At 54.6% G+C, this 25895-nt stretch carries 26 protein-coding genes and 2 tRNA genes; 14 read left to right on the top strand and 14 right to left on the bottom strand.

The annotated features are described in order from the left end of the window. The 6 genes from rpoB to QHG98_05020 form a co-directional block, all read right to left on the bottom strand. Entirely contained in the window at positions 1-1818 is a 1818-nt protein-coding gene (gene rpoB, locus QHG98_05045) for a DNA-directed RNA polymerase subunit B (protein ID MDH7597095.1), read from the bottom strand. Next, positions 1808-3298: a DNA-directed RNA polymerase subunit B'' gene (locus QHG98_05040; protein MDH7597094.1), complete on the bottom strand. Its 1491-nt coding sequence runs from the start codon at positions 3296-3298 to the stop codon at positions 1808-1810. Before QHG98_05040 ends, rpoB begins: the two co-directional genes overlap by 11 nt. A gap of 17 nt (positions 3299-3315) precedes the next feature. Next, positions 3316-3552 (bottom strand): DNA-directed RNA polymerase subunit H, encoded by a 237-nt coding sequence (locus tag QHG98_05035; protein MDH7597093.1) that lies wholly within the window; start codon positions 3550-3552, stop codon positions 3316-3318. Positions 3553-3579: 27 nt separating this feature from the next. Continuing rightward, positions 3580-3667 (bottom strand) — tRNA-Lys (locus tag QHG98_05030). An 85-nt stretch (positions 3668-3752) separates the two neighbouring features. Beyond that, positions 3753-4877 (bottom strand): 3-isopropylmalate dehydrogenase, encoded by a 1125-nt coding sequence (locus QHG98_05025; protein ID MDH7597092.1) that lies wholly within the window; start codon positions 4875-4877, stop codon positions 3753-3755. After that, positions 4874-5368, bottom strand: coding sequence for a 3-isopropylmalate dehydratase small subunit (locus tag QHG98_05020; GenBank protein ID MDH7597091.1), 495 nt, complete (start codon positions 5366-5368; stop codon positions 4874-4876). The genes QHG98_05025 and QHG98_05020 overlap by 4 nt, the downstream gene beginning before the upstream one ends. Positions 5369-5479: 111 nt before the next feature. Between QHG98_05020 and QHG98_05015 the strand changes: the two genes are divergently transcribed. Together QHG98_05015 and QHG98_05010 are read left to right on the top strand one after the other, a co-directional pair. Then, entirely contained in the window at positions 5480-5677 is a 198-nt protein-coding gene (locus tag QHG98_05015) for a helix-turn-helix domain-containing protein (protein MDH7597090.1), read from the top strand. Positions 5678-6376: 699 nt separating this feature from the next. Beyond that, positions 6377-7465, top strand: a complete 1089-nt coding sequence (locus tag QHG98_05010) for a glycosyltransferase (GenBank protein ID MDH7597089.1) — start codon at positions 6377-6379, stop codon at positions 7463-7465. 40 nt (positions 7466-7505) lie between these two features. On the opposite strand, the gene QHG98_05005 is transcribed toward QHG98_05010, so the two are convergent. After that, the gene (locus QHG98_05005; protein MDH7597088.1) at positions 7506-7658 is read right to left on the bottom strand and encodes a hypothetical protein; all 153 of its coding nucleotides are present in this window, start codon (positions 7656-7658) and stop codon (positions 7506-7508) included. A gap of 26 nt (positions 7659-7684) precedes the next feature. Between QHG98_05005 and QHG98_05000 the strand changes: the two genes are divergently transcribed. The 3 genes from QHG98_05000 (at position 7685) to QHG98_04990 (ending at position 10660) form a co-directional block, all read left to right on the top strand. Beyond that, positions 7685-8704: a zinc-dependent alcohol dehydrogenase family protein gene (locus QHG98_05000; protein ID MDH7597087.1), complete on the top strand. Its 1020-nt coding sequence runs from the start codon at positions 7685-7687 to the stop codon at positions 8702-8704. 567 nt (positions 8705-9271) lie between these two features. Then, entirely contained in the window at positions 9272-10159 is an 888-nt protein-coding gene (locus tag QHG98_04995; GenBank protein MDH7597086.1) for an ArsR family transcriptional regulator, read from the top strand. 81 nt (positions 10160-10240) lie between these two features. Beyond that, a complete protein-coding gene (locus QHG98_04990; protein ID MDH7597085.1) occupies positions 10241-10660 on the top strand; it encodes a hypothetical protein in 420 nt (139 codons plus the stop codon). A gap of 435 nt (positions 10661-11095) precedes the next feature. Here QHG98_04990 and QHG98_04985 read toward each other — a convergent pair. The 5 genes from QHG98_04985 to QHG98_04965 all read right to left on the bottom strand — a co-directional run bounded on the left by QHG98_04985 (position 11096) and on the right by QHG98_04965 (position 13470). Next, positions 11096-11180 (bottom strand) — tRNA-Leu (locus QHG98_04985). A 44-nt stretch (positions 11181-11224) separates the two neighbouring features. Then, complete coding sequence (locus QHG98_04980; GenBank protein MDH7597084.1) at positions 11225-12013, bottom strand: DNA-directed RNA polymerase subunit D; 789 nt, start codon at positions 12011-12013, stop codon at positions 11225-11227. Positions 12014-12032: 19 nt separating this feature from the next. Continuing rightward, positions 12033-12422 carry a 30S ribosomal protein S11 gene (locus QHG98_04975; protein ID MDH7597083.1) on the bottom strand — a complete coding sequence of 130 codons (390 nt, stop codon included), beginning with the start codon at positions 12420-12422 and terminating at the stop codon, positions 12033-12035. Further along, positions 12419-12970 (bottom strand): 30S ribosomal protein S4, encoded by a 552-nt coding sequence (locus QHG98_04970; GenBank protein ID MDH7597082.1) that lies wholly within the window; start codon positions 12968-12970, stop codon positions 12419-12421. Before QHG98_04970 ends, QHG98_04975 begins: the two co-directional genes overlap by 4 nt. Before the next feature lie 17 nt (positions 12971-12987). Then, the gene (locus QHG98_04965) at positions 12988-13470 is read right to left on the bottom strand and encodes a 30S ribosomal protein S13 (GenBank protein ID MDH7597081.1); all 483 of its coding nucleotides are present in this window, start codon (positions 13468-13470) and stop codon (positions 12988-12990) included. 598 nt (positions 13471-14068) lie between these two features. Here QHG98_04965 and QHG98_04960 point away from each other — a divergent pair. The 9 genes from QHG98_04960 (at position 14069) to QHG98_04920 (ending at position 21914) form a co-directional block, all read left to right on the top strand. Then, on the top strand, positions 14069-14488 hold the full coding sequence (locus tag QHG98_04960) for a hypothetical protein (GenBank protein ID MDH7597080.1): 420 nt from the start codon (positions 14069-14071) through the stop codon (positions 14486-14488). Between the two features lie 10 nt (positions 14489-14498). Then, entirely contained in the window at positions 14499-16253 is a 1755-nt protein-coding gene (locus QHG98_04955) for a ribosome biogenesis/translation initiation ATPase RLI (GenBank protein MDH7597079.1), read from the top strand. Positions 16254-16583: 330 nt separating this feature from the next. After that, positions 16584-17174: an METTL5 family protein gene (locus QHG98_04950; protein MDH7597078.1), complete on the top strand. Its 591-nt coding sequence runs from the start codon at positions 16584-16586 to the stop codon at positions 17172-17174. Positions 17175-17181: 7 nt separating this feature from the next. Further along, a complete protein-coding gene (locus QHG98_04945) occupies positions 17182-17775 on the top strand; it encodes an exosome complex RNA-binding protein Csl4 (protein MDH7597077.1) in 594 nt (197 codons plus the stop codon). Positions 17776-17785: 10 nt separating this feature from the next. Continuing rightward, positions 17786-18061 carry a DNA-directed RNA polymerase subunit L gene (locus QHG98_04940; GenBank protein ID MDH7597076.1) on the top strand — a complete coding sequence of 92 codons (276 nt, stop codon included), beginning with the start codon at positions 17786-17788 and terminating at the stop codon, positions 18059-18061. Beyond that, a complete protein-coding gene (gene rtcA / locus QHG98_04935) occupies positions 18058-19071 on the top strand; it encodes an RNA 3'-terminal phosphate cyclase (GenBank protein ID MDH7597075.1) in 1014 nt (337 codons plus the stop codon). Before QHG98_04940 ends, rtcA begins: the two co-directional genes overlap by 4 nt. Next, positions 19028-19723 carry a DUF5803 family protein gene (locus QHG98_04930; GenBank protein MDH7597074.1) on the top strand — a complete coding sequence of 232 codons (696 nt, stop codon included), beginning with the start codon at positions 19028-19030 and terminating at the stop codon, positions 19721-19723. The genes rtcA and QHG98_04930 overlap by 44 nt, the downstream gene beginning before the upstream one ends. 726 nt (positions 19724-20449) lie before the next feature. Continuing rightward, entirely contained in the window at positions 20450-21295 is an 846-nt protein-coding gene (locus QHG98_04925) for a UbiA family prenyltransferase (GenBank protein MDH7597073.1), read from the top strand. Positions 21296-21479: 184 nt separating this feature from the next. Further along, a complete protein-coding gene (locus tag QHG98_04920; GenBank protein MDH7597072.1) occupies positions 21480-21914 on the top strand; it encodes a dCMP deaminase family protein in 435 nt (144 codons plus the stop codon). A 32-nt stretch (positions 21915-21946) separates the two neighbouring features. Here QHG98_04920 and QHG98_04915 read toward each other — a convergent pair whose 3' ends face one another. After that, positions 21947-23224, bottom strand: coding sequence for an NDP-sugar synthase (locus tag QHG98_04915; protein MDH7597071.1), 1278 nt, complete (start codon positions 23222-23224; stop codon positions 21947-21949). 113 nt (positions 23225-23337) lie between these two features. Further along, positions 23338-25410 carry a minichromosome maintenance protein MCM gene (locus tag QHG98_04910; protein MDH7597070.1) on the bottom strand — a complete coding sequence of 691 codons (2073 nt, stop codon included), beginning with the start codon at positions 25408-25410 and terminating at the stop codon, positions 23338-23340. Positions 25411-25895: the final 485 nt, after the last annotated feature.

Raw genomic sequence — 25895 nt, 5'->3', positions numbered from 1 at the left:
CTAAACTGCATCCTCAAGCATGAGGCGCGGTGCCACGCCCAGCGATTTTATCTCGTCAAGCAGAAGCTTGAACGCATAGCTCATCTCCACAGGGTATATGTCAGAGTCCGTGCCGCATACCGGGCAGAGGTCCACGTTTCTTCTCCGGTCATGAACCGCTATGACTCCACACTTGCTGCACACGAGCTCCGTTACTTTATCTGACTCCTCAACGAGCCTCTCCTTCAGCGCAAGAGCAGCGCCATGGGCTATGAGCACATCGCGCTCCATCTCTCCGAACCTGAGTCCGCCCTCTCTCGCCCTGCCCTCTGTTGGCTGCCTGGTGAGCACCTGCACAGGGCCGCGCGATCTTGCATGCATCTTTCCGGTGACCATGTGGTATAGCTTCTGGTACAGGATCACCCCGACAAATATGTCGGCCTGTATCCTCTCGCCAGTCGCTCCATCGTAAAGGACCTCCTTGCCTGTGTGGGCGAATCCGAGCCTTGTCAGGGCGCTCCTGAGATCATCCTCTTTCTCGCCCAGGAATGCTGTCGCATCTATGAACCGCCCCTCAAGAGAACCGACCTTTCCGCCAATCATCTCGAGGACGTGCCCAACTGTCATCCTCGAGGGGATAGCGTGCGGGTTGAGAAGAAGATCTGGGACCATGCCGCTCTCGCTGAAGGGCATGTCCTCCTGAGGAAGAAGGAGACCTACAACCCCCTTCTGGCCGTGGCGTGATGCGAACTTATCTCCGAGCTCAGGGACCCTCTGGTCGCGGGTCTTGACCTTGGCGAGCCTGTTGCCGTTCTGAGACTCTGTGAGAATCACCAGATCGACAACGCCCTTCTCGTTGGACCTCATCGTTACAGAGGTCTCGCGCCTCTGCTGCGGGCTGATACCGAACTCCGTCGGCTCCTCCAGGAACCTCGGAGGGCTGGTCTTGCCTATGAGCACATCATTGGGGCCGACATCCGCGTTGGGATTCACCAGACCATCGGCATCGAGCTGGCCGTATGTCTCAGAGCCACGTGCGCCCCTGACCTCAAGATCGGGGATCTCGAACTTGTCCTCCTGACCGCCGGGGTATTTCCTCTCCTCAGCCTCTGAGACCCTGAAAAAGTGAGACCTGGCAAGCCCGCGCTCGACAGCGCTTTTGTTCATCACCAGAGCGTCCTCGATGTTGTAGCCCTCGTATGCGAGAACCGCCACGACGAAGTTCTGGCCTGCGGGCCTTTTATCGAAGCCGATAGCACTGGCGGTTCTGGTGCTCACAATGGGCTGCTGCGGGTAATGGAGGTAGTGGCCCCTTGTGTCAGGCCTCAGGCGGAAGTTCGCCATCGGGAGACCGAGACACTGCTTGATCATGCCAGCGCCCATGGTGTTCCTCGGGCTTGCGTTGTGCTCCGGGTACGGGACCAGTGCTGTGCATATCCCCAGGATCAGGGATGGATCGACCTCGAGATGCGTGTGCTCCTCTGTGAGATCCTTCTCCCAGATCGCTATGTAGGCATTCTCCTCCTCCTCGGCATCGAGATACTCAATCTTCCCCTCAAGAACCAGATCATCGAAGGTCGCCTCTCCCCTCTCCAGTCTCCGGATATCCTCTTCAGTGACAAGTGGCCGTCCGTTCTCCACGATGATCAGAGGCCTTCTCGCCCTTCCAGAGTCGGTGTTGATCACAATCTCGTTTGTCCTGTCGTAGTATGCGACATTGATCTGGTTGCTTATCACTCCAGATCTTCTCAGACGCCTTATCTCGGCCACGAGCTTCTCCGGCTCAGGATGATGCCCGACAATCTCCCCATTTATGAAGACCCTGGCCTCAGCCACCATAACCACCTACCGGTCTCACACCGAGATTGATCAGCATGGTCTTGACCCCCTCATAGTCCTCAACGCCCTTTGACAGTTCCACACCCTGTGCGAAGTTCTTGACCAGACCGCAGTTCGGGCCCTCCGGGGTCTCGCTCGGACATATTCTGCCCCACTGTGTCGCATGTAGATCCCTGGCCTCGAAGTGCGGCTGCGATCTCGAGAGCGGCGATATGACCCTCCTGAGATGGCTCAGGCTCGCCATGTAATCCGTTCTATCCAAAAGCTGTGAGACGCCCGTTCTGCCACCAACCCAGTTGCCTGTTGCAAGAGGATGAATCATTCTCTCCGTCAGAACATCCGCTCTCACTGTGGTGATGACATTCAGCTCCCTGTTCCTCATGCTGGCGCGCTCGAGCTGGTACTTGATATCTCTGGTGAGCCTGTTGAAGGCGACCCTGAAGAGATCCTCCATCAGATCCCCTGAGAGCTTCAGTCTCTTATTTGCATAATGATCCTTGTCGTCCTCCCCTCTCTTTCCGAGCGCGAGCTCGAAACACGCCTCGGCCATCCTCGAGAGGAAGAGTGCCTTGGCGTACCTGTCCCTCTCCTCGACGCCTATGTGCGGAAGCAGGTACCTGTCCAGGACATACGCTGCGCGCTTCTTCTGGTACTCCTTCGCCTGGCCGGCCGCGACTCTGTTGCCTATCTTCTCCAGAGCCTCTTCTGTCGTAGAGACCTCAGCCTCCTCGAGGTTCTCGAGCATGAACTTCATGATCTCCGGGTTATCGGATACTGCCTTCACTATATCCATATCAGTCTCAAGTCCCAGGGCTCTGACAAGGGTCACGAAGTTTATTCTTCCAGCGACAGATGGGAATGAGACCTCCAGTATCGATCGCTTGCCGCGCTCCACTATGACAAGAGACCTGTAGCCCTGCCTCTGGCTGAAGACCTTCGCGACCTCTATGAACTCGTCGTACCTCTGGTTGTACTCGACGAGTATCTTGTTGGGCGCCAGATCCTCAAGCGTCATTATAACGCGCTCGGATCCGTTAACTATGAAGTATCCTCCGGGATCGAGGGGGTCCTCTCCGTAGGAGATCATCTCCTCCTCGCTCATTCCGCAGAGGTTGCAGACCTTGGACATCACCATGATCGGTAGCATGCCGATCATCGCCTCGACCGGCTCCTTCTCCTCGCCCTTGTCGACTATGGACATCTCGAGCTTTATGGGCGATGCGTATGTCAGGTTCCTCAGACGCGCATCGTTCGGGTAGAGCCTCTCGACAGATCCATCCGCCTCCATGACCACAGGCCGCTCCACCCGGATCTTGCCGAGCTTGACGTATGTGTTCTCGATGTTCGTCTCGATTATCCTGACCTCGTCTATCACCTTCTGCAGACCTCTGTCTATGAATTCGTTGAACGAGTTTATGTGGTGATGCACCAGCTTGTCCTTGGTAAAATAGGCCCTGTAAAGAACGCTTCTGTCCAGCAAATCTTAAATCACCCTCTTCAATCGATAACGAGCCTGTAAAATATCGACTCCTTTGCCGTGGGGCTCTTCCGCTTTATCTTTATTATATCCCCTACCCGGGCGCCTATCTCCCTGGCCACCGGATCCGTGACATGGATCTTCGGCAGGTGGCGCGCCTCTACACCGTACTGCATCAGGACCTGCTGAGCCTCCTCTGGAGTGAGGAGGATGTGTTCCGGTACCAGCTCATGATCCTGTACGGCAAACCGCTTCATCTGATCTCCTCCCAGAAAAGCTACATACGGGCTCGGGGGGATTTGAACCCTCGGCCACCTGGTATCTCCATAAAATTTAAAAGCCAGGCGCTCTGCCTAACTGAGCTACGAGCCCCCATGAGCATACGAGCCCACGAACCGCGAATGTTGAGCTGCACTGCCCCCATGTTTAAAGAAACATGCATAAAGCTTTTTCCCTTTTATAAGCTCCTGACAAGCCTGGCTATCTCATCCCCCACCTCGGATGTGGTGGAGCTGCCGCCGAGGTCGTAGGTTCTGACCCTCCCCTCACGCAGGTTGAGCTCTATTGCTTTCACTATATCTCTGGCCGCCTCCCTCTCGCCCAGGTGCTCAAGGAGCATCGCGCCTGCCCATATCGTTGCGATCGGGTTGATCTTGTTCATGCCCCTGTACTTCGGAGCGCTGCCGTGGATCGGCTCGAACATGCTCGTCCCCTCCGGATTCAGGTTTGCACCCGGCGCAAGCCCCAGGCCGCCCTGTATCATCGCTCCGAGGTCTGTGATGATATCCCCAAACATGTTGGGCGCGACAACGACATCAAACCATTCCGGGTTCTTGACGAACCACATCGTTATTGCATCAACGAAGTTGAAGTCTGTGGTGACCTCAGGGTATCCCTTTCTCACATCCTCGAAGATCTCGCGCCAGAAGCCATAGATATCGCTCAGAACGTTCGCCTTGTCGACGCTTGAGACGTGCTTTCTTCTCTGCATCGCAAGTTCAAATGCGTATCTGATAACCCTGGTGCATCCCTCCCTGGATACCATTCCTATCTGGTACGCGATCTCATCGCTGTCAGAATCTATATCGAGGCCGAACTTCACTTTGTAAAGGGCTCTTTTCACCTCGAGATCTGCGTGGCTCCTCCCGGATCTGGCCCTTCCGCCCTGACCTATGTAGAAGTCCTCTGTGTTCTCCCTGACCACCACAAAATCTATGTCCCTTGGGCCCTTCTCCTTGAGCGGTGTCCATACCCCCTCCAGGAGCTTGACGGGCCTGAGGTTTATGTACTGGTCAAAGTAGAACCTCATCGCCAGGAGGATACCCTTCTCAAGAACCCCTGGCTTCACTCTGGGATCTCCTATGGCCCCGAGGTATATCGCTCTATAACGCCCCAGCTCTTTCAGCGTCTCCTCGCTAACGAGCTCCCCTGTCCTTAGGTAGTGATCCGCGCCAAGTGGATACTCGATCCACTCGATGCCGAAGCCGTGCCTGTCTGCAGCAGCCTCCAGCACCTTCTTGCCCTCTGCTATGATCTCCGGCCCTATGCCATCGCCCGGTATGACAGGTACCTTGTAATTCATGCTCTCACCACCTGTCTCTTCGTGTAGTTCAAAAGGCCTCCCGATCTCACTATCTCCTGCAGAAACGGGGGCAGCGGTGTTGTTGGGTAAGACTCCTTCTTGGAGATGTTCTGTACGATGCCCTTCGAGATATCCACCATCACAGAGTCGCCATCATCTATTTTCTCCGCATCCGCGCAGATGAGCAGAGGCAACCCTATGTTTATTGAGTTCCTGAAGAAGATCCTCGCAAAGGACCTTGCAACGACCGCCTCCACTCCGGCCGCCTTGATTGCAAGCGGAGCATGCTCTCTGGATGAACCGCACCCGAAGTTGGTTCCGGCGACTATGATGTCTCCAGGTCGAACGCTCTCCGCGAACTCAGGCCTGATCCCCTCAAAGAGGTGCTTGGCCAGCTCATCCGGATCATTTATCACAAGATACCGCCCAGGGATGATAACATCCGTGTCGATATCGTTTCCGAACTTCCAGGCTCGTGCCAAAATACCCATCTCCAACAGGTGGACTATCTACCAATAACAAAGCAGTATATTAAACTGATGGAGGCTGGGTGGCGTTGTTTAGTCCCGAAAGTCTTGACTTTATATACCCAATCCTGCTGGGTGAGAAATCGTAACAGGGTAGTAAAGCCGAACGAACGCAAGATTCGGTATATACTTCGAGAGAAGATCAAGAACAGGAGCAACAAAAGGATCGCAGCTGAGATGAAGGTGAGCGTCTCCACGGTTAAGCGTGTCTTGAGGCATTATCTGAGAACGGGGGAGCTGATATCGATAAAGAAGTTCGGCCGGCCGAGGTAGGAGATCGATCCTGAGTTAGAGGATCTGATATTCGAAGTCCACAAAGAGCAAATTTTGGGTGCAAGACGTCTTGAGCAGATAATCGAGTTCATGGTATCCATATTCCACACAACACGATCCACCGAGTCCTTCTGAAGCACAACCTGGCGCATCCTACACCGAACAAGAAGCGTCGGAGGAAGCCATGGATCAGGTACGAGCGAAAAGACAGTTTGACTGTGGTGCATATCGATTGGCATGACAGTGATGCAATCCCTGGGAAGAAGCTGCGCTCTTCTGGACGACAGTTCGAGGTTTATCCTTGCTGGAATAGACGAATCAGGAGACTGCAGATCACAGTATCGGGCTTGTACGGAGTTTAATCGCTGAATACGGAAACGTGCGCATGGTGGAACAGATCATAACCGACCACGTTAGCCAGTTCCACACCAGTAAGGAAAAAATGGACGCTCATCACCTCATAACAACTTATTTATTCTTGATTGACAATGTAAGTTCGCTCTTATCCATTTGATGACTTGCCCAAAGGAGCAGGGGTCATGCTATGCGTTCGTTTCGACGAATGAATGCTTTCATCGACCACATTGCATGCTCTGCAAGTTGCTACGCACATAAGAGCGGTAATGTTATTCGGACAGGACGAGCTCGTGGTCATTTCCAAAAAGCTATTTAATACCTTCAGGGGAGATTGTGCACCCCATGGGACACGTGCTCTTCAGCCCGCTGAACTGGGGCCTTGGACATGCATCTCGCGATATTCCGATAATCAGGGAACTTCTTGCGCGTGGACATGATGTGACTGTGGCATCGAGCGGAAATGCGCTGGAGCTTCTGCGAAAGGAGTTTCCTGAGTGCAGGTTTGTGGTATTCGAGGACTACCCTGTGCCATACAGCTCGACAAGATTCTTCCTTCCCAAGTTCACCGCCTACCTCCCGATAATGATGAAGGCTCTGGCAGACGAGCGCAGAAACCTGGCGCGGATACTATCGAGGGACAGATACGACCTGATCATAAGCGACAACCGCATGGGTGTTTACTCGAAGGATATACCATCATTCTTCATAACCCACCAGCTCAGGTTCAGTGTTCCCTTCTTCCTGTGGCCCGTGGAGCTTGCAACGCTCTATGTTAACGGATACTTTCACAAGAAGTTCACAGGCATCATAGTCCCGGATAATCCCCCGGGACCGAACGCCATCAGCGGAAAGCTCTCACGCTCCAGCTTCAGGGTCACAAACATCAGAACTTTCTACTCGGGCATCCTCTGCAGCACAAAAAAGATGGATGTGCAAGAGGATCTGGACTTTCTTGTTATAATCTCTGGCCCCGAGCCGCAGCGGACGAAGCTCGAGGAGATCATGCTCTCCCGCATAACCGAGCTTCCGGGGGAGAAGGTCGTGCTCCTCGGAAGCCCTAGAAAAAACAGCTTCAGACAGCTGGATGAGAGCACGCGCGTCTACTCATATGTTCCCACGGATCTGAAGGTAGAGTTTATGAACCGGGCGAGGTTCGTGATAAGCAGGTCTGGCTACACGACAATGATGGAGATCGCGGAGCTCGGTAAGAAGCACGGGCTTTTCATACCGACACCCGGACAGACCGAGCAGGAGTACCTGTCGAGGTTCTACAGAAAGATGGGATGGTTCCTCTCCAGGAGCCAGTACAGGCTTGATCTGACGAGAGACGTGGAGAGGGCCATGGGATACACCGGGTTCCCGGAGATGCCGAAGACAGAGGAGAATGTGAGGAACCTCTACGAGAACCTCCTGGCTCAGTATCTGGAATAGACCGGTGTAGTCCAGGTCGTCGGTTATATGCACTGCCACTCTACGAGAATCTCCTGGCACAGTATCTGGAATAGACCTCACAGAGGAATGGCGCTGTTGAGACATACGAGAGAAGAGATCCGCCACGCAGCACTGAGAGGGACTCTCTGAGCGCCAGCAGATACCTCCTTGCCAGCGCCGGACACGAAAACACGAGATCGCCGACGGTGATCTTTATGATTGAGGTTGAGATCTGACATGAGATCGATGAAGGCCATGATGCTCGAGAGACCCGGAGGGCCTTTGATATTGAAGGAGGTTGAGGTGCCCGCTCCTGGCGAGCGGGAGGTGCTGATCAGGGTGAGCGCATGCGGCGTCTGCCGCACCGATCTCCATATACTCGATGGTGAGCTCGCCGGAGCGAAGCTCCCACTCATACCGGGCCATGAGATCGTGGGGAGGGTCGTGGCGATTGGGGAGTGCGCAGAGCGCTTCCGCACCAGCGACAGGATTGGAGTCCCGTGGCTGGGATACACAGATGGATCATGCAGGTACTGCATGCGCGGGGATGAGAACCTTTGCGATAACGCGCGGTTCACCGGATACACATTAGATGGAGGATATGCCGAGTATGCTGTTGCAGACGAGCGATACTGTCTCCCGGTCCCTGAGAGGTACGATGATCTCAGAGCAGCGCCTCTGCTCTGCGCCGGGTTGATAGGATACAGATCATACAGGCTCGCGCTCTCGAAGCCCGGAGTGAAGCGGCTGGGCATATACGGATTTGGCGCTGCTGCTCACATAATCGCGCAGGTCGCTCTCTTCGAGGGCATCGATGTTTATGCGTTCACACGGCCGGGAGATCTGGAGGCGCAGGAGTTCGCCCTCTCACTCGGCGCTCCATGGGCCGGAGGATCTGACGAGATGCCGCCAGAGAAGCTTGACGCGGCGATAATATTCGCTCCTGTCGGCTCCCTCGTTCCAACTGCCCTCAGAGCCACATCCAAGGGAGGGGCTGTTGTGTGCGGCGGTATACACATGTCCGACATACCCTCCTTCTCGTACAGCATGCTCTGGGGGGAGAGGAGCATCAGGTCTGTCGCAAACCTCACACGAAGGGATGGGGAGGAGTTCATGTCACTAGCCAGGGATCTCCACATCAGAACAGAGGTCCAGGAGTTCAGGCTCGATGAGGCGAATGATGCTCTGGGCCTGCTGAGGGCAGGCCGGCTGCGAGGGGCTGCTGTCTTGAAGATCTGATGCCGATACATAACGTCATCGGTTAAGGATTGGTTTAAATAGTGTGTCTGGGTTTTTGGTTGTTCATATGGTACGGTCGTGTTTGGATTTCATTAATAATAATTTGTTGATTTAACCCACATTCCGCATTAACGGAATAACTTTCAGTCGCAGTTGATAATAGTAATAGGAGAACATAAATGCAAATCGGCAAGCTTTGTTAAAAATCTTACAAACAATACAAAATTTTTTATTTATAACTTTATAATTTAGAAAATTGCACAATTAACAATTTTATTCGCTCTTATGTATTCAGCAACCGGCCTGCATGCACTCCAAGTTGCTGGACACATAAGAGCGAAGGGGTTTTGTTCTGGTGCTTGTGTTTCATGTATTCAGCAACCTGAAGAGCCTTCTTCTTCATGGTTCGATCTGCTCACTGGCTGCTCGCCCGGTGTCATCCAGCAGGGTGCTCACGGCCGCCTCCGCCTCGTCGATCAGCTTTTGAACGGCCGCCTCGTCCGCATATGGTGATTGATTCTAATAATAGATCAAGTACATATATGTCTTTGACCTGAATTTAGAATAATGCGCCTGAAGCGGAGCGAGATTTGCGCCCTGATATACGTGTTGAATTCAGGTGGTGTTACCCATCCACGAGATATCGCCAGGAAATTCGGCCTGAGGCCAGAAACAGTATCAAGGATGCTGAGCCATCTCGAGGATGCGGGCCTGGTGAAGCGAAAGCGAGATGGAAGACGTATCGCTCTGCCGAAGTCAGAGCCTGCAGAGAGCTTCAAGAGGCTCTACTACACTCATAGAGCCTCGCCGCTCACCGATATTCTTAGAGGCCGGAGGATAGCGCTTATACATTCTCTTGATCGCGATCCAAAAGGCGTCAGTGAGCTGTCAGGAGAAACAGGCATACCTGCTAAGACTCTGTACTTCCACCTGAAAGACCTGATCAGGCTGGGTATAGCCAGGAAGATCAAGAACAAGGGCATGAAGGGTTTCCTGTACTCGTTCAACTACACCCTCTGGGCGGATCTGAAGAGCTTCGTGACTGCTCTGCTGGAGCATGAAGCGAGGCAGCTGCTGCCCGAGGATGCAGTGCTGATAAAGATCTACAGTAACAGTATCCTGTTCAGAAGCCAGATGCAGCTCGATGCCACGCCCACTTCATTCAGCGTGTACGAGCAGCATGGCATCGATCTGGGGGTCAGAGACTACTACACACTTCCGAAGAGAGAGCTCTCGATAAGAGATGTTTTCATACACTCACTGGACTCTGCAGAAAGCATATCGCACAGGCTTTACTGCATCCTGTTCTACTTAAAATACAGGGACGATTTGAGCGATATCAGGCACCCTGCGATGAGACGGATAAGAGCGGCCCTGCGTGGGGTTCATGTCAGAGGCTATCCATCTCTGGACGAGGTAAAGACCAGGGCGGTTATGTATGAGATCGAGTCGTGATGCGATATCGAGGAGGAGCGATCTCGAGGAGCTGTTCGACTCGACCAGCTCGGCAAACATTTGAAAATAGGCATCCAGGCTATGGTCATAGGCGGAGCTGCGCTGCTTGAGTACGGCATGAAGGACTCCACCAAGGGCATCGATATTGTTTGCAGGACTGAGAGGGATCGCGATGAGCTTCTCCGCGCTGCCAGAGAGCTGGGGTTCGAGCTTGCCTCGCCGGAGAAGAGGCATGCCAGGCTCGGTCTGAACAGGATCGCTATGAGGGGCGGGCATGTTCTTGATGTCTTCGCTGGCAGCATCTCCAGCGGGTTTGGCCTGAGCGATGGGATGTGGAGGCGCGCTACGCTGAGAAAGGTATTCGGTAAGGCGGATGTCAGGTATGCCTCCCCGGAGGACATATTCATAATGAAGCTTATAGCGGGACGAGAGGGAGATATAGAGGACTGCGCCTTCCTGGTCTCGGCAGGTATCCTTGTGATATCCAGCTCATCAAAATAGTACGGGAGGGTGTTGTTCGGCTTGATGAACTTGAAGCTGACATGCTGCCCGAGCATCTCGTGGTATTTCCGTATCGAGAACGAGTAGTTGTTGACCGTGCTCCGTGATAGCCTCATGTCATGGAGATGATCCCTGAAGCGGGCAAAATCATCTGCACTCGGCGAATCAGTTCCCGCGAATTCCAGGTACTTCGTCACATGCAGCACATACATGGGTATGGTGAACGGTCGAAGCCCATTATCCTCCAGGTACCTCCTGTAACGCTTCAGAGCGGGCATGAGATCTTCAGCATAACGCTTCCTCTTCCAGTTCACATTCATACATACGCTTCCTGGACATGCCACATCATCCCTGAAGCAGCGAGCGCGAAAGAGAACCCTGCATCCCAGATATAAATTCTCTGGGAGTTATGAATCAAAAATCGATATGCTTGAATGCGGGGGACGGGATTCGAACCCGCGAACACCTACGTGACAGGACCCTCAATCCTGCGCCTTTGACCATGCTTGGCAACCCCCGCATGCTTCTGGCAGAGAATACCGCATTGGATTTAAACCTCTCGCCTCAGGAGACCGAGGCGAGCGTCTCCTGCAGGACCAGAGCCTTCTTCTTAAGCTCCTCTGCAGCCATCCTCACCAGATCCCTCGCATTTATAGACCCATCGCTCTCTATGCTCATGATGAAAGCGTCCTCCAGTGGTACAAGCGAGATTGCTCGCTGGTCGCACTCCTCGACGCAGAGCCTGCAGAGCGAGCACTCTGTGATGTCCCTCACCTTTAGAGTATCGCTCTCATCGAGCACGAGCACACCACGCGGGCATACCTTCACGCATCTCCCGCAGCCGTTGCATCCGCTGATCTCTATGGACGGAAGGTTCTTGTAGCCGCAGAGCGTGCCTGCCTGCCACTTGGCATGCTCCTTGCCTGTGCGGAGTGTCGCGAAGCCCTCAATCACGAGCTTCTCGCCCTCCCCCAGCACCACAATAGGTATGTTATCGAATGCAGCTCTCACAGCAGGGTCGCTGAATTTTATATCCCGTGAGTACACGGTCCCCGGACCTTCCGCAGTTACCATGAAATCGATCCTGCAGCCAGGGCAACCAACACCTCCACACTGGCACTCCTCCGGGGTCGAGTAGACACTCAGATCATCAGCCCTTATCGGAACAAGACCAAGCCTGAGTGCGATCTGCTCGTCGAATAGCACGGATGTGTTCTCGTATATCGAGATCTCATCTATCGCAAGCTTCGGGACTTCCGCTATGCACGACCGTCTGATGGCGTTTGCAAATGCAGGAGTCACGCCGGAGAGGAGGAACCTCACCCGGTCGTCCCTAAGCTCAATAAGCTCCACATTCAAGGCTTATGCACCGTCAGACCCTTCTGCCCCTCTTCCCGCCCTTCGGCTTTGTGCCATCATGCGGGATCGGGGTGACGTCCTCTATCCTTCCGATTCTCAGACCTGCGCGCGCCAGCGCCCTTATCGCAGCCTGTGCGCCGGGGCCAGGGGATCTCTGTTTGTTCCCGCCAGGTGCCCTCACCTTTACATGCACCCCGACTATTCCCTTGGCCTTGGCCTGCTCAGCGACCTGCATCGCCATCTGCATCGCAGTGTACGGGGAACTCTCGTCCCTGGCGGCCTTCACAACCATGCCACCCGAGATCTTGGCTATCGTCTCAGCGCCAGTTAGATCTGTTATCGTTATCAGTGTGTTGTTGAACGACGAATATATGTGTGCTATGGCCCATTTGCCCTCTGTCATGCCGACCCTCCAGCCCTGGCGATGATCTTAGCTGATCTCTCCGGATGTCCCTCTCTGGCGAGTGGGGATCCGGCATAGTAGTCAATTGTCATCTCATCCCCTCGCTTAACCAGGTAGCTCGGGACGGTCACCCTCTGACCCGCTACCTGGATGTGCCCATGGGTTATGAACTGCCTCGCCTGTCTTATTGTATTTGCGAGACCCTGCCTGTAAACCTGGGTCTGCAGCCGCCTCTCCAGGATATCTGTGATCTTCAGCGAGAGTATGGCATCGAGGTCTGCTCCGTCCTTAAGGATGCCGAATCGCGACAGTCTCTCTATAACCGCAGCCGCCTCGACATCGGCTCTGGCCTCGCCTCGTGCCTTTGATGCAAGAAGCATCCTTCCAACGCGCCTGTACTTCCTGAGAATGCTCTCAGCCTTCCAGAGTTCGCGCTTGTTTCTCAGCCCGTAGGTCTTTATGAGCTCGACCTCCTCGGCCATCCTGCCAGCTTCCCATGGCTTTCGGGGCCGCTCATACGTCTTGTGGCTCTTGCCAGGATATCCCATAAAATCACCTGCTCAGATCAGCTCTTCGTTGCCTGCGCCTTCTTCTTGGTGACGCCAACGGTCGCGCCGCTCCTGCCTGTGGATCTGGTCCTCTGTCCCCTCACTCTCAGCCCGAGCTCGTGCCTTATGCCCTTGTAGCTTCTGGCCTTCTTCATGAGGTCGAGATCCTCGCGGAGTGCTGTGAGGACATCTGCGCCCATGACTTGCCTGTCAACGCCTGTAATTATGTCCTTCCTCCGGTTCATCATCCAGGCCGGAATGCTCTCTGTGGCATTCTCTATCACGTTCTTCAGTGCCTCTATCTGCTCCTCTGGGAGCTTTCCCAGAATCGCATAGGGATCCACCCCTGCCTTTACTGCGAACACCCTGGCCAGCCTTCTGCCAACACCCTTTATACCGGTAAGAGCCATCTGAACCTGCTTCTTCCCATCAAGATCGGTGTTGTAAATGCGGACTATATGCCTCAGCTCAACAGAGCTATCAGTATCCTTCGTCTCCATCTCCAATTACTCCTCCAGAACGCCTGGGCTCAGCGAGCCCGATCTGGAGCAGCCCCGGATCAGATCCGGCGCCGCCCACTCACCGGCTGTGCGGTGGGGCGATTGATGCAAATCCAATGCGAAGATACGCTCCTGATACATAAGATTATCTGTTTGGTGTATTTCCTGTCTGGTCGTCTATTCATATCATTGAGTTCGTAAACTGTGCCCTTGTGGTATTCATCTGGCATTATGCCAATGCCCCCCCTGATCCCGGAACGTCTGTCCAGTTATTCGAGCAAAAGACTCACTGCTTCCTGGAGGTCATTCGGGATCCAACACGACCCCGGTCATTTAACTCGATTCGTTGAACTTCTCTCAGGAATCGCCGATCACAGGCACGATACCTCATAGATCCTGCGGTGCCACATGCTGTTGATCTCGATGATACGAGTACACGGCTCACGACCTCAGTTCATCAATCTCAGTCCATACGCAAACATGCTATCCAGCCTGAAGACCGGAGCCTGCGCCCTCCCACTCTCAGGCATCCGACAGCGTGACTTCCCACAGGCTGACCAAAACGCTATTATCATATGAGGGCAGCTCTGAGTCTCCGATGGCCAAGCAAAAGAAAAAGGCGAAGAGCGGGGAGACCGAACGGAAGGAGACCCCCCAAAAAGCACCGGAACCGCAAGCTGAAGCCAGGAAGGTTCTGAAAAAGAAGACGCCAGAGGAGCGCAGGAGGGCGCAGATAGAGGGGATAAAGAAGACGCTTGTATCCTCGATCCTCGGTATAATCTCCGGTGTTATGTGCTACCATCTTCTCGGCAACGGAACCGATATGATGCTTGGTGGAGTCAGAGTTGAGTGGCACTTCATCCTTCTGAACCTGATACTCCTCACAACGATAGTGCAGAGATTCATATACCCGCTCATAGGGATAGACGTCCTCTCTTTTAAGGGAAAGGACTGGTTCTACGTCGAGTTTATTGTGGTGGATCTTTGGGCTGTGACCTGGACCATACTCCTGAACTGAGGTGCCACCCATGAGGATAGCGGTTGTCAACAGAGATCGGTGCCAGCCGAGGAAGTGCGCCAGGGAGTGTGAGTACTTCTGCCCGCCCGTGCGCACAGGAGATGAGACGATAGTCTTCGTTGATGACAAGCCTGTGATAACTGAGAACCTCTGCGTGGGCTGCGGGATATGTGTCAGGAAGTGCCCGTTCGGAGCGATAACGATAACAAACCTGCCTGAGGAGATCGGCGCGCCGGTGCACCGCTACGGCAGCAACGGCTTCGCGCTGTACGGCCTGCCCATACCTGTCGAGGGAAAGGTCACCGGCCTTCTCGGGCCAAACGGCATAGGAAAATCAACGGCTGTTGCTATACTCTCCGGGCTTCTGAGACCGAATCTGGGGAGAGATGCCAGCTGGGATGATGTTCTCGAGAGGTTCGCAGGCTCGGCGATCGGAGACTATCTCAAGAGAGTCGCTGAGAAGGGCGTCAGGACAGCCTACAAGCCGCAGTACGTCGACAGGATACCAAAGAGCTACAGGGGATCTGTCAGGGAGCTTTTGAAGAGAACAGATGAAAGAGGCGAGCTCGACGCTCTCGTGGATCGTCTCGGCCTGAGACCTCTGCTGGACCGTGAGATAGACAGCCTCAGCGGCGGCGAGCTGCAACGTGTGGCCATCGCAGCAACAGCCGCTCGCGACGCGGAGTTCTACTTCTTCGATGAGATAAGCCCCTATCTTGATATCAACCAGAGGATCCTGGCAGCGAGAATGCTCCAGGATCTCGCCTCCAACAAAGCTGTGATGGTCGTCGAGCACGACCTCGCGCTTCTGGATCTGCTCGCGGAAAGCGTTCATCTCGCCTATGGTACCCCCGGAGCCTACGGCGTCATAACCAGGCCGAAGGGCATCAGGGTCGGGATAAACCAGTATCTTAGAGGCTTCCTGCCAGAGGAGAACGTCCGGATACGCTCCGAGAGCATAGAGTTCGAGGTCCATGCCCCAAGAGATGAGAAGGACGTGCCGGTTCTTGTGGAGTACGGGGAGTTCTCCAAGAGCTACAATGGATTTGAGCTATCAGCGATGCCTGGTGTTATAAGGAGAAGCGAGGTCGTGGGGATCCTGGGTCCGAACGGCATAGGGAAATCGACATACATAAAGATCCTGGGTGGCATAGAGAAGCCCACGAATGGCAGGATAGATGCAAAGCTCAAGATCTCCTACAAGCCTCAGTACCTGAAGGCCGAATCCGATGTCACAGTGGAGGCTCTGCTCAGAAGCATAACTCCCGACTTCGACAGCAGCTACTATCAGTCTGAGTTCGTAAAGCCGATGGCGCTTGAGCGGCTTCTGGATCAGAGCCTGACGGAGCTGAGCGGCGGCGAGCTCCAGAGGGTCGCCATAATAGCATGCCTGAGCATGGAAGCGGATCTGTATCTCCTGGATGAGCCGTCCGCGCATCTCGACGTCGAGCAGAGGATGATGGCTGCCAAGGTCATGAGACGGTTTGCGGAGTCCACTGAGCGGTCTGTCGTGGTCGTGGATCATGATATCTACCTGATAGATATGCTCTCAGAGCGGCTGATAGTCTTCGATGGCGAGCCGGGTGTGAGAGGTATCGCAAACCCGCCATGCGATATGCGTGAGGGGATGAATCGATTCCTCTCAGCGATCGGTATAACCTTCAGGCGTGATGAGGATACAAAGAGGCCGAGGGTGAACAAGCCTGGATCAAAGCTGGACAGAGCACAGAGAGAGGCCGGAGAGTACTACTACGCGCTGAGCTGATCTGTTAACCCACAGGTTGCTCGCTAGGTGAAGATCTCCATGAGCCGTGATGGGATGTCCATATGGCCAACGCTCTTATATGTTTGGCAACTTGTGGGTTGTGCAATGTGGTTGCTGGACGCACTTATTCGTTCACCAAGAATGCATGGCAGGACCAGTGCTTCTGTGGGCATATTATATGGATAAGAGCGATTTAACTGTGAGCACACCGCCCGCGCGCCGTCGATCTTGAGTGCTTCTATGGGCATATTATATGGGATAAGAGCGATGGCCAAATGTGCGCATCCGAGAGCGCTCAGATAAATATGGCCTCACACAACATCTATGGCGATGAGGAAGAGGCAGCTTGAGATCCTGCTTCAGCGTGTGAGGGGCTTCACAAGCCCATCTGCAACGATGGAGCAGTACATGACCCCGCCATCGCTCGCATCAGATCTGCTCCACATCGCATACATGCGAGGCGAGCTATCCCAGGTCCTGGATCTCGGCTGTGGCACAGGCATCCTGGCGATCGGTGCCGCGCTTATGGGGGCGAGGGCATGCGGAGTGGATATCGATTCCCAGGCGCTGAGGATCGCGCGTGAGAATGCCGAGCTGCTCGGCGTGCATGTGGACTTCATCCTGGGGGATATCGAGCGCATCGCGTTCCGCAGGGTAAAAACCATCATCATGAACCCCCCTTTTGGCGCACAGCACGCCAGCCGGGGCGATCGGGCGTTTCTCAGGAGGGCTGTGGAGATCGCAGATGTCATATACACCATCCACAATGCAGGAAGCCTGAACTTTGTTCGGAGCTTCGTTTATCCCTGCAGGGTTGAGGAAGTCTATAAAGCAAGAATTCCAATTAAAAGGACATTCGAGTTCCACAGGAAAGATGTGGAATGGATAGGGGTTGAGTTATATAGGATTGTGTGCAAGTAGTGATAAGATGTCAGGCACAACCGATGAAGTCAAGGATAAGCAGATGGGGAGAGCCCTGGTCCTGCCGGGCGACAGGATAGGCTCGGCTGAGGAGTTCGTCCCAGGGCACGATACATACGTCTCCGGGGGCAACATATATGCATCAACCACCGGCGTGGTCGATATCGATCCTGAGAGCCGCCTTGCGAGTGTGATACCAAGAAGCAACGCCCTGCCAAGGGTGGAGAACGGGGATATCGTCGTCGGTGAGGTTGTCGATATAAAGGAGAACCTTGTGATACTGGCGCTCGCGTTCAAGAAGGGCTACGAGTCCAGGCCGCTTCCGGAGCTGGACGCAACCATACACATATCAAATGTGAAAAGCTCATATGTCAAGGACCTGAAGCAGATGTTCAGCCTCAGAGATATCGTCAGGGCAAAGGTCATAGATGCGAGACAGATGCGGCTCTCGACGGAGCCGGAGGACATGGGTGTGATAAAGGCGTACTGCAGCAGCTGCACGACACCGCTTGTGAAAAAAGACGGCCGCCTGGAGTGTCCTGAATGCAAGCGCACGGAGATGAGAAAGCTGAGCACCTACTACGGCACAGGGCTTGTTTAGGGGGCATGGATTGAACCTGAAGGTTCTTAAGAAGACTGAGGATGAGCTCAGAATAGAGTTCGAGGGGGAGCGGCACACGCTGCTCAACCTCCTGAGAAGCGAGCTGCTGAAGGATGAGAGGGTTGTGCTAGCCACCTACGACGCGAAGTTCCCTATAATGGACAACCCCATCTTCAGGCTCAAGACGAGAGGGGCGGATCCGCTGGATGTGATCAGAGATGCATCCGCCCGGATAGCAGATCTCTGCGACGAGTTTCTCAGAGAGTATGATGAAGCAGTGAGATGAAGAAGCCGCAGATGATCGAGATCGACGGGTCGTATGGTGAGGGCGGCGGCCAGATCGTTAGGACCTCTGTGGCGCTCTCCGCCCTCACCGGCATACCTGTCAGAATAAAGAACATCCGCCGCAACAGGCCGAGGCCCGGGCTTGCAGCGCAGCATGTTAGAGCTATCGAGGCACTGGCAAGGATATCGAGAGCAGAGATGAGAGGGGTGCATCTCGAATCTGAGGAGATCGAGTTCATCCCGGGCAGGATATCTGCAGGAAGCTATGACGTGGATATAGGCACCGCGGGGAGCGTCACGCTCCTCATCCAGTGCCTGCTTCCTGCGCTCACAGCCGCAGAGGGGCCTGTCACAGTGACAGTCAGGGGTGGCACAGACGTCCGCTGGAGCCCGACTGTGGACTATCTGGAGCATGTGGCACTTCCGGCTATGCGTCTTTTTGGTGTTGCTGCCAGCTTCAGGTGCGAGCGGCGCGGATACTATCCGAGGGGTGGAGGGGTTGTGGTGCTGAGCACCAGGCCGTCCAGGCTCAGGCATGCCAGGGTGGAGCGCATCGATGAGGGCATCCGCGGGATATCACACTGCGGATCCCTTCCAGAGCATGTGGCTAGGCGTCAGGCTGATGCGGCGCTCGAGCTGCTGAGGGAGAACGGATATGAGGCAGGAATAGATATCCAGACCGTGAACTCTTCATCCCCTGGAAGCGGGATAACGCTCTGGTCCGGGTTCAGGGGATCAAGCGCGCTCGGCGAGAGAGGTGTTCGCGCAGAGGACGTCGGTAGAGAGGCCGCGAACACCCTCATAGAGGAGATGAGAGCAGGGGCATCGGTGGACGTTCATCTCGCGGATCAGCTCATACCTTATATCGCGCTCGCTGGCGGTGAGTACACAGCACGGGAGATATCAAGCCACACCAGAACGAACATCTGGACGGCGCAGAGGATCCTGGGGTGCAGGATAGATATCGATGAGGGAGAGGTCTTCAGGATACACAGCACCGGCTCAGGGTGAGAGCCGCCTGGCACGATGTCCATCCGCTTGCTCCGATCGCACGGTGCTTTTTGCGCTTGCTGTATCTCTTCTCATCCTCACCTCCGGCTCGCGGTCCCTCGATCTGAGCAATGCCACGGTTGTGGATCTGGCCGGAGGCAGAGCTGTGATAGAGCAGCCTGTATCCGGAAAGATCTTCAACATCACGGCGATAGCAAGAATCGAGAACATATCCTTGATGAGCGGCTCACATGCTGTGAGATGCAGCATTGACGAGAGCTTCTGGAGGGGCGTTTACAGGTACAGGATCACCGCTGGAGAGCCGGTGTCCGGTGTTTTGAGGTACGAGGCGCCCATACGGGGACAGCAGTTCGTATCTCCCGTCGTTCTGAACGGAACCGTCGCCGTCATGATCCCGGAGGGTCACACAACGGGCGCCAGGGCTCTTGGCATTCCGAGACCTGAGCCATATGAGATCATCGAGGGAAACCGCACGGTTGTTATCTGGAGGCTCGATAGGGACTCAATCGTCGAGGTCGGATTTTACAGGAAAGACGCCCCACAGATCCTCGGCTACTTCTTTGTGCTTCTGCTGGCTGCAGGGATTTTCCTGGCTGCAGGATACTACTCCAGCATCAGAAGGTTTGAGGCCATGCGAAGAGGGCTGAGGTAGGTGCAGGTGATGCCGCTTCACCGCTCCTGCATCCTTCCTGAGCTCCCGTCATTTAGAGGTCGTATCGAAGCTGCATCAGCAACTTCTGAGGATTCCTGTTAACCTCCTCTTCGGGGATCTGTGAATGCCGATGCATGCGTTCATCAAAGAAGTTTTGACAAAAGGCAGGTTTCAGGGATCCTCGATGCAGTGCCTCTCGCCTCCAGGCCCTCCTGCAACCGTCGCGGGCAGCTGTTCTGAGACGGGTTCATTACGCCCTCGATAGGGATACGATGACCCTGCGCCCTCAGGCAACCTGCATCGCGAACCTTTCAGGGCCCGGAGAAGCCAACGGGAGGACAGCAATGGCTCACAGACTTCTGTTATAACAGGATTTCTCAGTGGCTCATCTCCGCGAATTATGAAGATCCGGGTTGAACAGGGCTCTTGGAATCGGTGGAGTTTCTTTTTCCACCAGTCTATGCCAACCAACAATTCAACTGGATTAGCCTTTTCAGTTTTCGTAAGTATAAACAGTAGGTGCAACACACAGATAAACATAAATTTGAGCCTAATCATGATTATACAACGCTTCTCATCGATTTTTGCTCAAATAACGCAATTTAGCTATTTTCAAGCAAAATTTTCCGATTAAAAGAGACAATTTTCAAATCCGGCTCAATTTCACATCGATTTATGACATGGTGCAACCAGTTTCATGAGGTAATTCCATTTAAGTTTTTTTATATGGTGTGCAGAGATGCGGTAGATGCTGCGGAGAGGCTGCTTGCATTCCTTGCTGTGACCTCTCTGTTCATCGGAGGAACAGGCTTCTTCAAAACATACATGGCGAGCATTCTGCTTGGAATCGAGCCGAGCATGACGATCTGCCTCTCGGTATTTCTCGTGTCTTTCAGTGTTTACACGCTGGACAAGCTTGTGGATCTCGACCGGGACGTCTCGAACATGCCGTCGAGGAAGAAGTTCCTCTATTCGCGGAGGAGGATCTTTCTGGCTCTGGCGCTCTCCGCTTACATCGCAGCCGCTCTCATCATGGCTTATGTGAGACCTGCAGCTCTGCCTCTGGTATTCGTGCCGGTGATCGCAAACGCCTTTTACGGGATGCGTCTGCTTCCGTGGCTGCCGAGGCTGAAGGATATACCGGTGATGAAGAACATTGTCGTTGGGTCTGCATGGGCAGTGGTGACGGTTCTCATTCCGGTGCTTTATAGCGGTCACAGCGATTCATGGATCCCTGTGCTGTATTTCATATTCATCAAGACGTTCATCGACACAGTTCTCTACGACATACGCGATGTCGCGGGCGATAGAATCAGCGGCGTGCGCACGATGCCCGTGATCCTTGGAGAGAAGCTGACGGTTCTTCTGCTGCTTCTTCTGAACACAGCGATCCTGCCGGTCTCGCTGCTCCTTCCAGGAGATGGCAGAGAGATTGCCCTGGCCCTCACCCTCTACGGATACGCATACATCGCATACCTGAGGAGAAGGCGGAACCCTGCGGTTCTCGATCTGCTCGTTGAGGGGGAGTGGATGATGGCATCTGTGGTGCTGTACATGCTGAACGCTGCGTAGCAGTGCGATTCAGGGGGAGCATCAGAGGCCTTCCCCCATACGCCCTGAGAGCCACGTTCTGTCTTCCACATCTGCAGCTGTTACCCCCACCCCACAAACATCTTTTTCATGGAGGCTGCGGGGTTAGTCCAGGATATACCGGCGACCGGAAGCAATATCAATTCCTCTGTTTAAGACCGGATCGATGGACCGACCCGGCCTGGACGAGTACTTCATGGAGATCGCAGCGGTTGTGTCAAAGCGATCCACCTGTCTGAGAAACAGAGTGGGCGCGGTGATTGTGCGGGACAAGCGCATCCTGTCGACAGGCTACAACGGAGCTCCTACAGGGCTGGAGCACTGTGATGTCGTGGGATGTCTGAGGGAGAGGGTGGAGAGCGGGACGAGGCATGAGCTATGCCGTGCAGTCCATGCGGAGCAGAACGCCATAATCCAGGCTGCTCTACATGGAGTGAGCATCGAGGGGGCGACGCTCTACTGCACCCACCAGCCATGCATACTCTGCGCCAAGATGATGATAAACGCGAGAATACGCAGGGTTGTTTACAGGAATCAGTACCCCGACGAGGAGGCTCTGAGGTTCCTGGAGCAGGCTGGGATTGAGGTCGTGAGGATCTGACTGCAGACGCGGGTGCAGGATTGCCTCTGTGTTCATGCCGGAGTTTGCGATCTCTGCGTGAAGTAGATGTTTCTCTCGTCCGAGCCGAGCTCGAGGAACTTGCCGGTGGCGAGGATCATGTGGCTGTACCTCAGAGGTGCAACCCTGGTGCCCGGACCCACAACAGACTCTTTCTGCAGCCGCACGTTATCGCCGACCACAGGTATGCCCTTCCTCCCGTTGGACTGATCCGAGTCCAGCACGCTGTGTGCCTCGATTGTGGAGTATCTGCCCACAACAGCGCGGTTCAGCCGAACTCCGTGCATTATGTTTGAGAAGCTCATTACCGCGCTGTTTCTTATCTCAACATCCCTCTCGATCATGCAGGTGTGCCCAACATGCGAGTTCTCTATGACGACCCCGGGCTCGATGCGACAGTCTCTTCCCAGGAAGACGCTGCCCCTGAGCTCGATATCGCCACGCTCCAGCATCCGGCCTATGCGCTTCAGGGTCGATGGATGAATCCACTGGTTCTCCCTGTATGGGTGCCGGAAGGTGAAATGCCGCACATTTCCGGAGAGGACGTTCATGGTGGCCTGAAGAAGCCTCTCCGGGGTACCGATGTCTATCCAGTAGCCCCTGAGAGGATAGCCATAGACATCGTAGCCGTTCTCGGTGAGATACGGTATCAGATCGCCCCCGATATCACGGGACTTGTCGCCCATCTCTGCGAGGACATCTCTTATCTCAGGGGAGAATATGTAGAAGGCGGTGTTTATCATCCTGCTCGGCTCTGTGCCTGCCTTAGGCTTCTCGACGAACCGGCGTATGCGCATATCGCTCTCCAGCTCTGCTACCCCGTACTGGGAGATGCTCTCCTCGCGGGGCAGCTCCTTCAGCGCCACGGTGAGAATCGGATTCCTGCGCCTGTGATACGCTATGAAGTCCTCCAGGTCGATATCTATGAGGTTATCGCCGGAGACGACCAGAACATCCTCGTCGATGGAGAAGTATCGCATGCAGTACCTGAGGGAATCTGCGCTGCCGTGATCCTCGTACTGCGGCTGGTAGCTGAACTCCTCGTGGTCATCTATGCCAAGACGCTTGAAGAAACCCTCTCCTGCCTTGAAGTAGTTCGATAAAGCAAGCGTGTTCTCGAATCCCTTGCTGCCAAGTATGAACCTCCTGCACCCCTGGATGGCGAGGATCCTGAAGAGAACTGCTATTATCGCAGTGTCGCATACCTCCACCAGGGGCTTCGGCTGGCAGAGCGTGAGAGGGTATAACCGCGTGCCCCCTCCGCCGACTGTTGCTATGACCGGCGGTGGCATGAAATCGGGTGGAAATTCGTAAATATTAAGACTATCGCTCAGATGCCCACTTCGGAAGGAAAGTTCCACGATCTCTTGGCGGTATCAGTTGACAGGAGAGATCTCAACACCAGTCACACGGCCCTCAGAGTGCCCCTGGTCGTCTGTATCAGGGATCCCTCCTGCCTAAGGCGCGAGATAATCTCCTCAGCCCTGTCCCTGCCAATGCCCTCGGCCTCAGCCCTGTCGAGTACGTCATCGATCTGGGCGCCCTCCTTACCTCCGAGCTCCCTGACTATGTTGAGCATCATCTTTGTCTTGTCCCTGGTGCTCTTGCTTATCCCTATGCTGATCACATCCGCATCCAGCATCCCCGTCTCCGGATCGACACCCACCTTCTTCAGGCACGACTCAACGATTCGTATAACCCGATCGACATCATCCTCTGTGATCCGGTTGCTGAGCCTCAGCCTGGCGCTGGCCTCTCCGAGACGTATGAGCGCCTCGAGCTGTCTTGCCGTGACAGGCACCGGCTTGTTTCCATCCTGCCCCTGGCTCCTGAGGCTGATGTAGTACTCCTTGAACCTCTCCATCGCCACCTCCGTGAGCGTTGGGAATATGTTCTTCCTGGCATAGGCCACATACTTCCTGAGCAGCTCCGGCTCTATCTCCGGCTTTATGATCTCCGTGGCGCTCTCGATATCCTCATCGTTTATTGATGGATTGATGCTCCTCTGGCTCGAGAGTTCCCCGGCGTAGTTGCTCCTCAGGATGTGGGTGGCTATGTGCGCATCCCTTTCAGCATTCGGCTCATCGGTCAGAACGAATATCAGATCGAACCTTGACATCAGGGCTGGAGTGAGGTTTATCTGCGGCGCTATCGGCTCGTACTTGTCGAACCTCCCCATCTTCGGGTTTGCAGCTGCGAGCAGCGCGCACCTTGACTTCAGGGTTGCCATGACGCCTGCCTTTGCAACGCTGATCGTCTGCTGCTCCATGGCCTCGTGCAGAGCTGAGCGGTCATCCGGGCTCATCTTGTCCATCTCATCCACTGCCGCGATGCCCTTATCAGCGAGCACCAGAGCTCCGGCCTCTATGGTCCACCTCCCGTCTCCGAGCTCGTCCTTTATCGCAGTTGCTGTGAGGCCGGCAGATGTCGAGCTCTTCCCGGATGTGTATATGCCCCTTGGGGAGAGCTTCGCCATGTACCTCAGAAGCTGCGATTTTGCAACCCCCGGATCTCCCACCAGGAGTATGTGAATGTCTCCTCTGATCCTTGCCCCGTCAGGAAGCCGCTTGGAGAAGCCGGAGACGAGCTGGAGGGCCAGGGCCTCCTTCACATCCTCGTAGCCATAGATGGATGGAGCGATCGATCTCACTATCTTTCCGTAGACGTCTGGATCTCTGCTCAGCTCCAGAATTCGTTTCTCATCCTCCGGCGATATCTCGATCTCCTCGAACTCCTGCTCCATCATCTCGATGCTGATTCCATCAAGAAACAGATCGAAGTACGTGCTCTTTCCGCTCTGTGTCGTCCTCTGATAAGACCTCAGGATGCCGTTGATTATCACCCTGTCCCCGGGGAAGATCCTGCCAACGAGATCGTCGCCAAGCTCCACGTCCAGTGTCTGGGGCTGCTCTCCTCCCCTGAGATCCTCCGGCGATTCCTGAACGCGAACCTTCTGCGCGTCGACGAAGTGCGATCTCTTCGGGAGCAACCTGAACGGCCCTCTTCTGTCGCATGCCTCGTTTGGGCACTCATACGGCTCTACGAACTTCGTCCCTGACTGATCGACGTAAAAGACATGCCCGCACCGCTGGCACTCATATGCAGCCCTTAGTATCTTCGGCCTTACCTCTGTCGCTGTCCTGACCTGGCCCTCGATGGCTATGAGCTTCCCGATGTGATCGCTTCTGAGATCCCTTGTCTTGAGGTGCTGCGGCAGGTTCACGACCCTCACATGCGCCCCGCTCAGATCCACATCCACAGGAAGCACGATCTCCTGAAGGGCAGTGTGCGCTGCGTCAAACATCACATCAGGATTCTCAAGAAGGTCGTCCGCGAACTCTGTGTCGTATCTGTCGAGATCCGTAAAATTCACAATCAGGCTTCTTGTTGATGGATACGACTCCGCCAGCTTCAGGAGAGCGTCCCAGTACCTGGATCGGATGAACTCCTCCCATTTTGAAACAGGATCGTACGACACAGACTGCCCCCGATGAGAGATGCACAGGATGGTATAAACCCTTCTCCATCCGTGGGTGGGAGAGGGGCATGCGGATTCCGGTATTCAGGCATGGGCAGGAGATTCCATCCGGAAAGATTATAGTCCTCGCTCTTATGTATTCAGCAACTTGAAGGACATGCAGGCCGGTTGCTGAATGCACTCATACCCTCGGAAGGAACGCATAGCGTGACTGGTGCCTCTTTGGGCCAAGTTATCAGATGGATAAGAGCGAATCGCAAAGTTCACGCAGCTCAGATGGGCTAACTCATTTGCCGAGAATTCAAGCTACCTGCTCTCTAACATCCTTGGCTACCTCGGACTCAGGTCTCCTCAATGACTTTAATCGAAATTAGCTTGTGTGACGCACTCGACCAGCATGCAAACATATCTCGGTTCACTGACGAATGCTGGGCTTAACCGACGACCAATTGCATGAGATAGCACAAAATCGCGCACGCCTCAAT

The sequence above is a fragment of the Methanothrix sp. genome (genome assembly GCA_029907715.1).
Taxonomy (GTDB): Archaea; Halobacteriota; Methanosarcinia; order Methanotrichales; family Methanotrichaceae; genus Methanothrix_B.
Note: the sequence above shows the minus strand (reverse complement) of the source record. Positions and strands in the feature narration are given on the sequence as shown.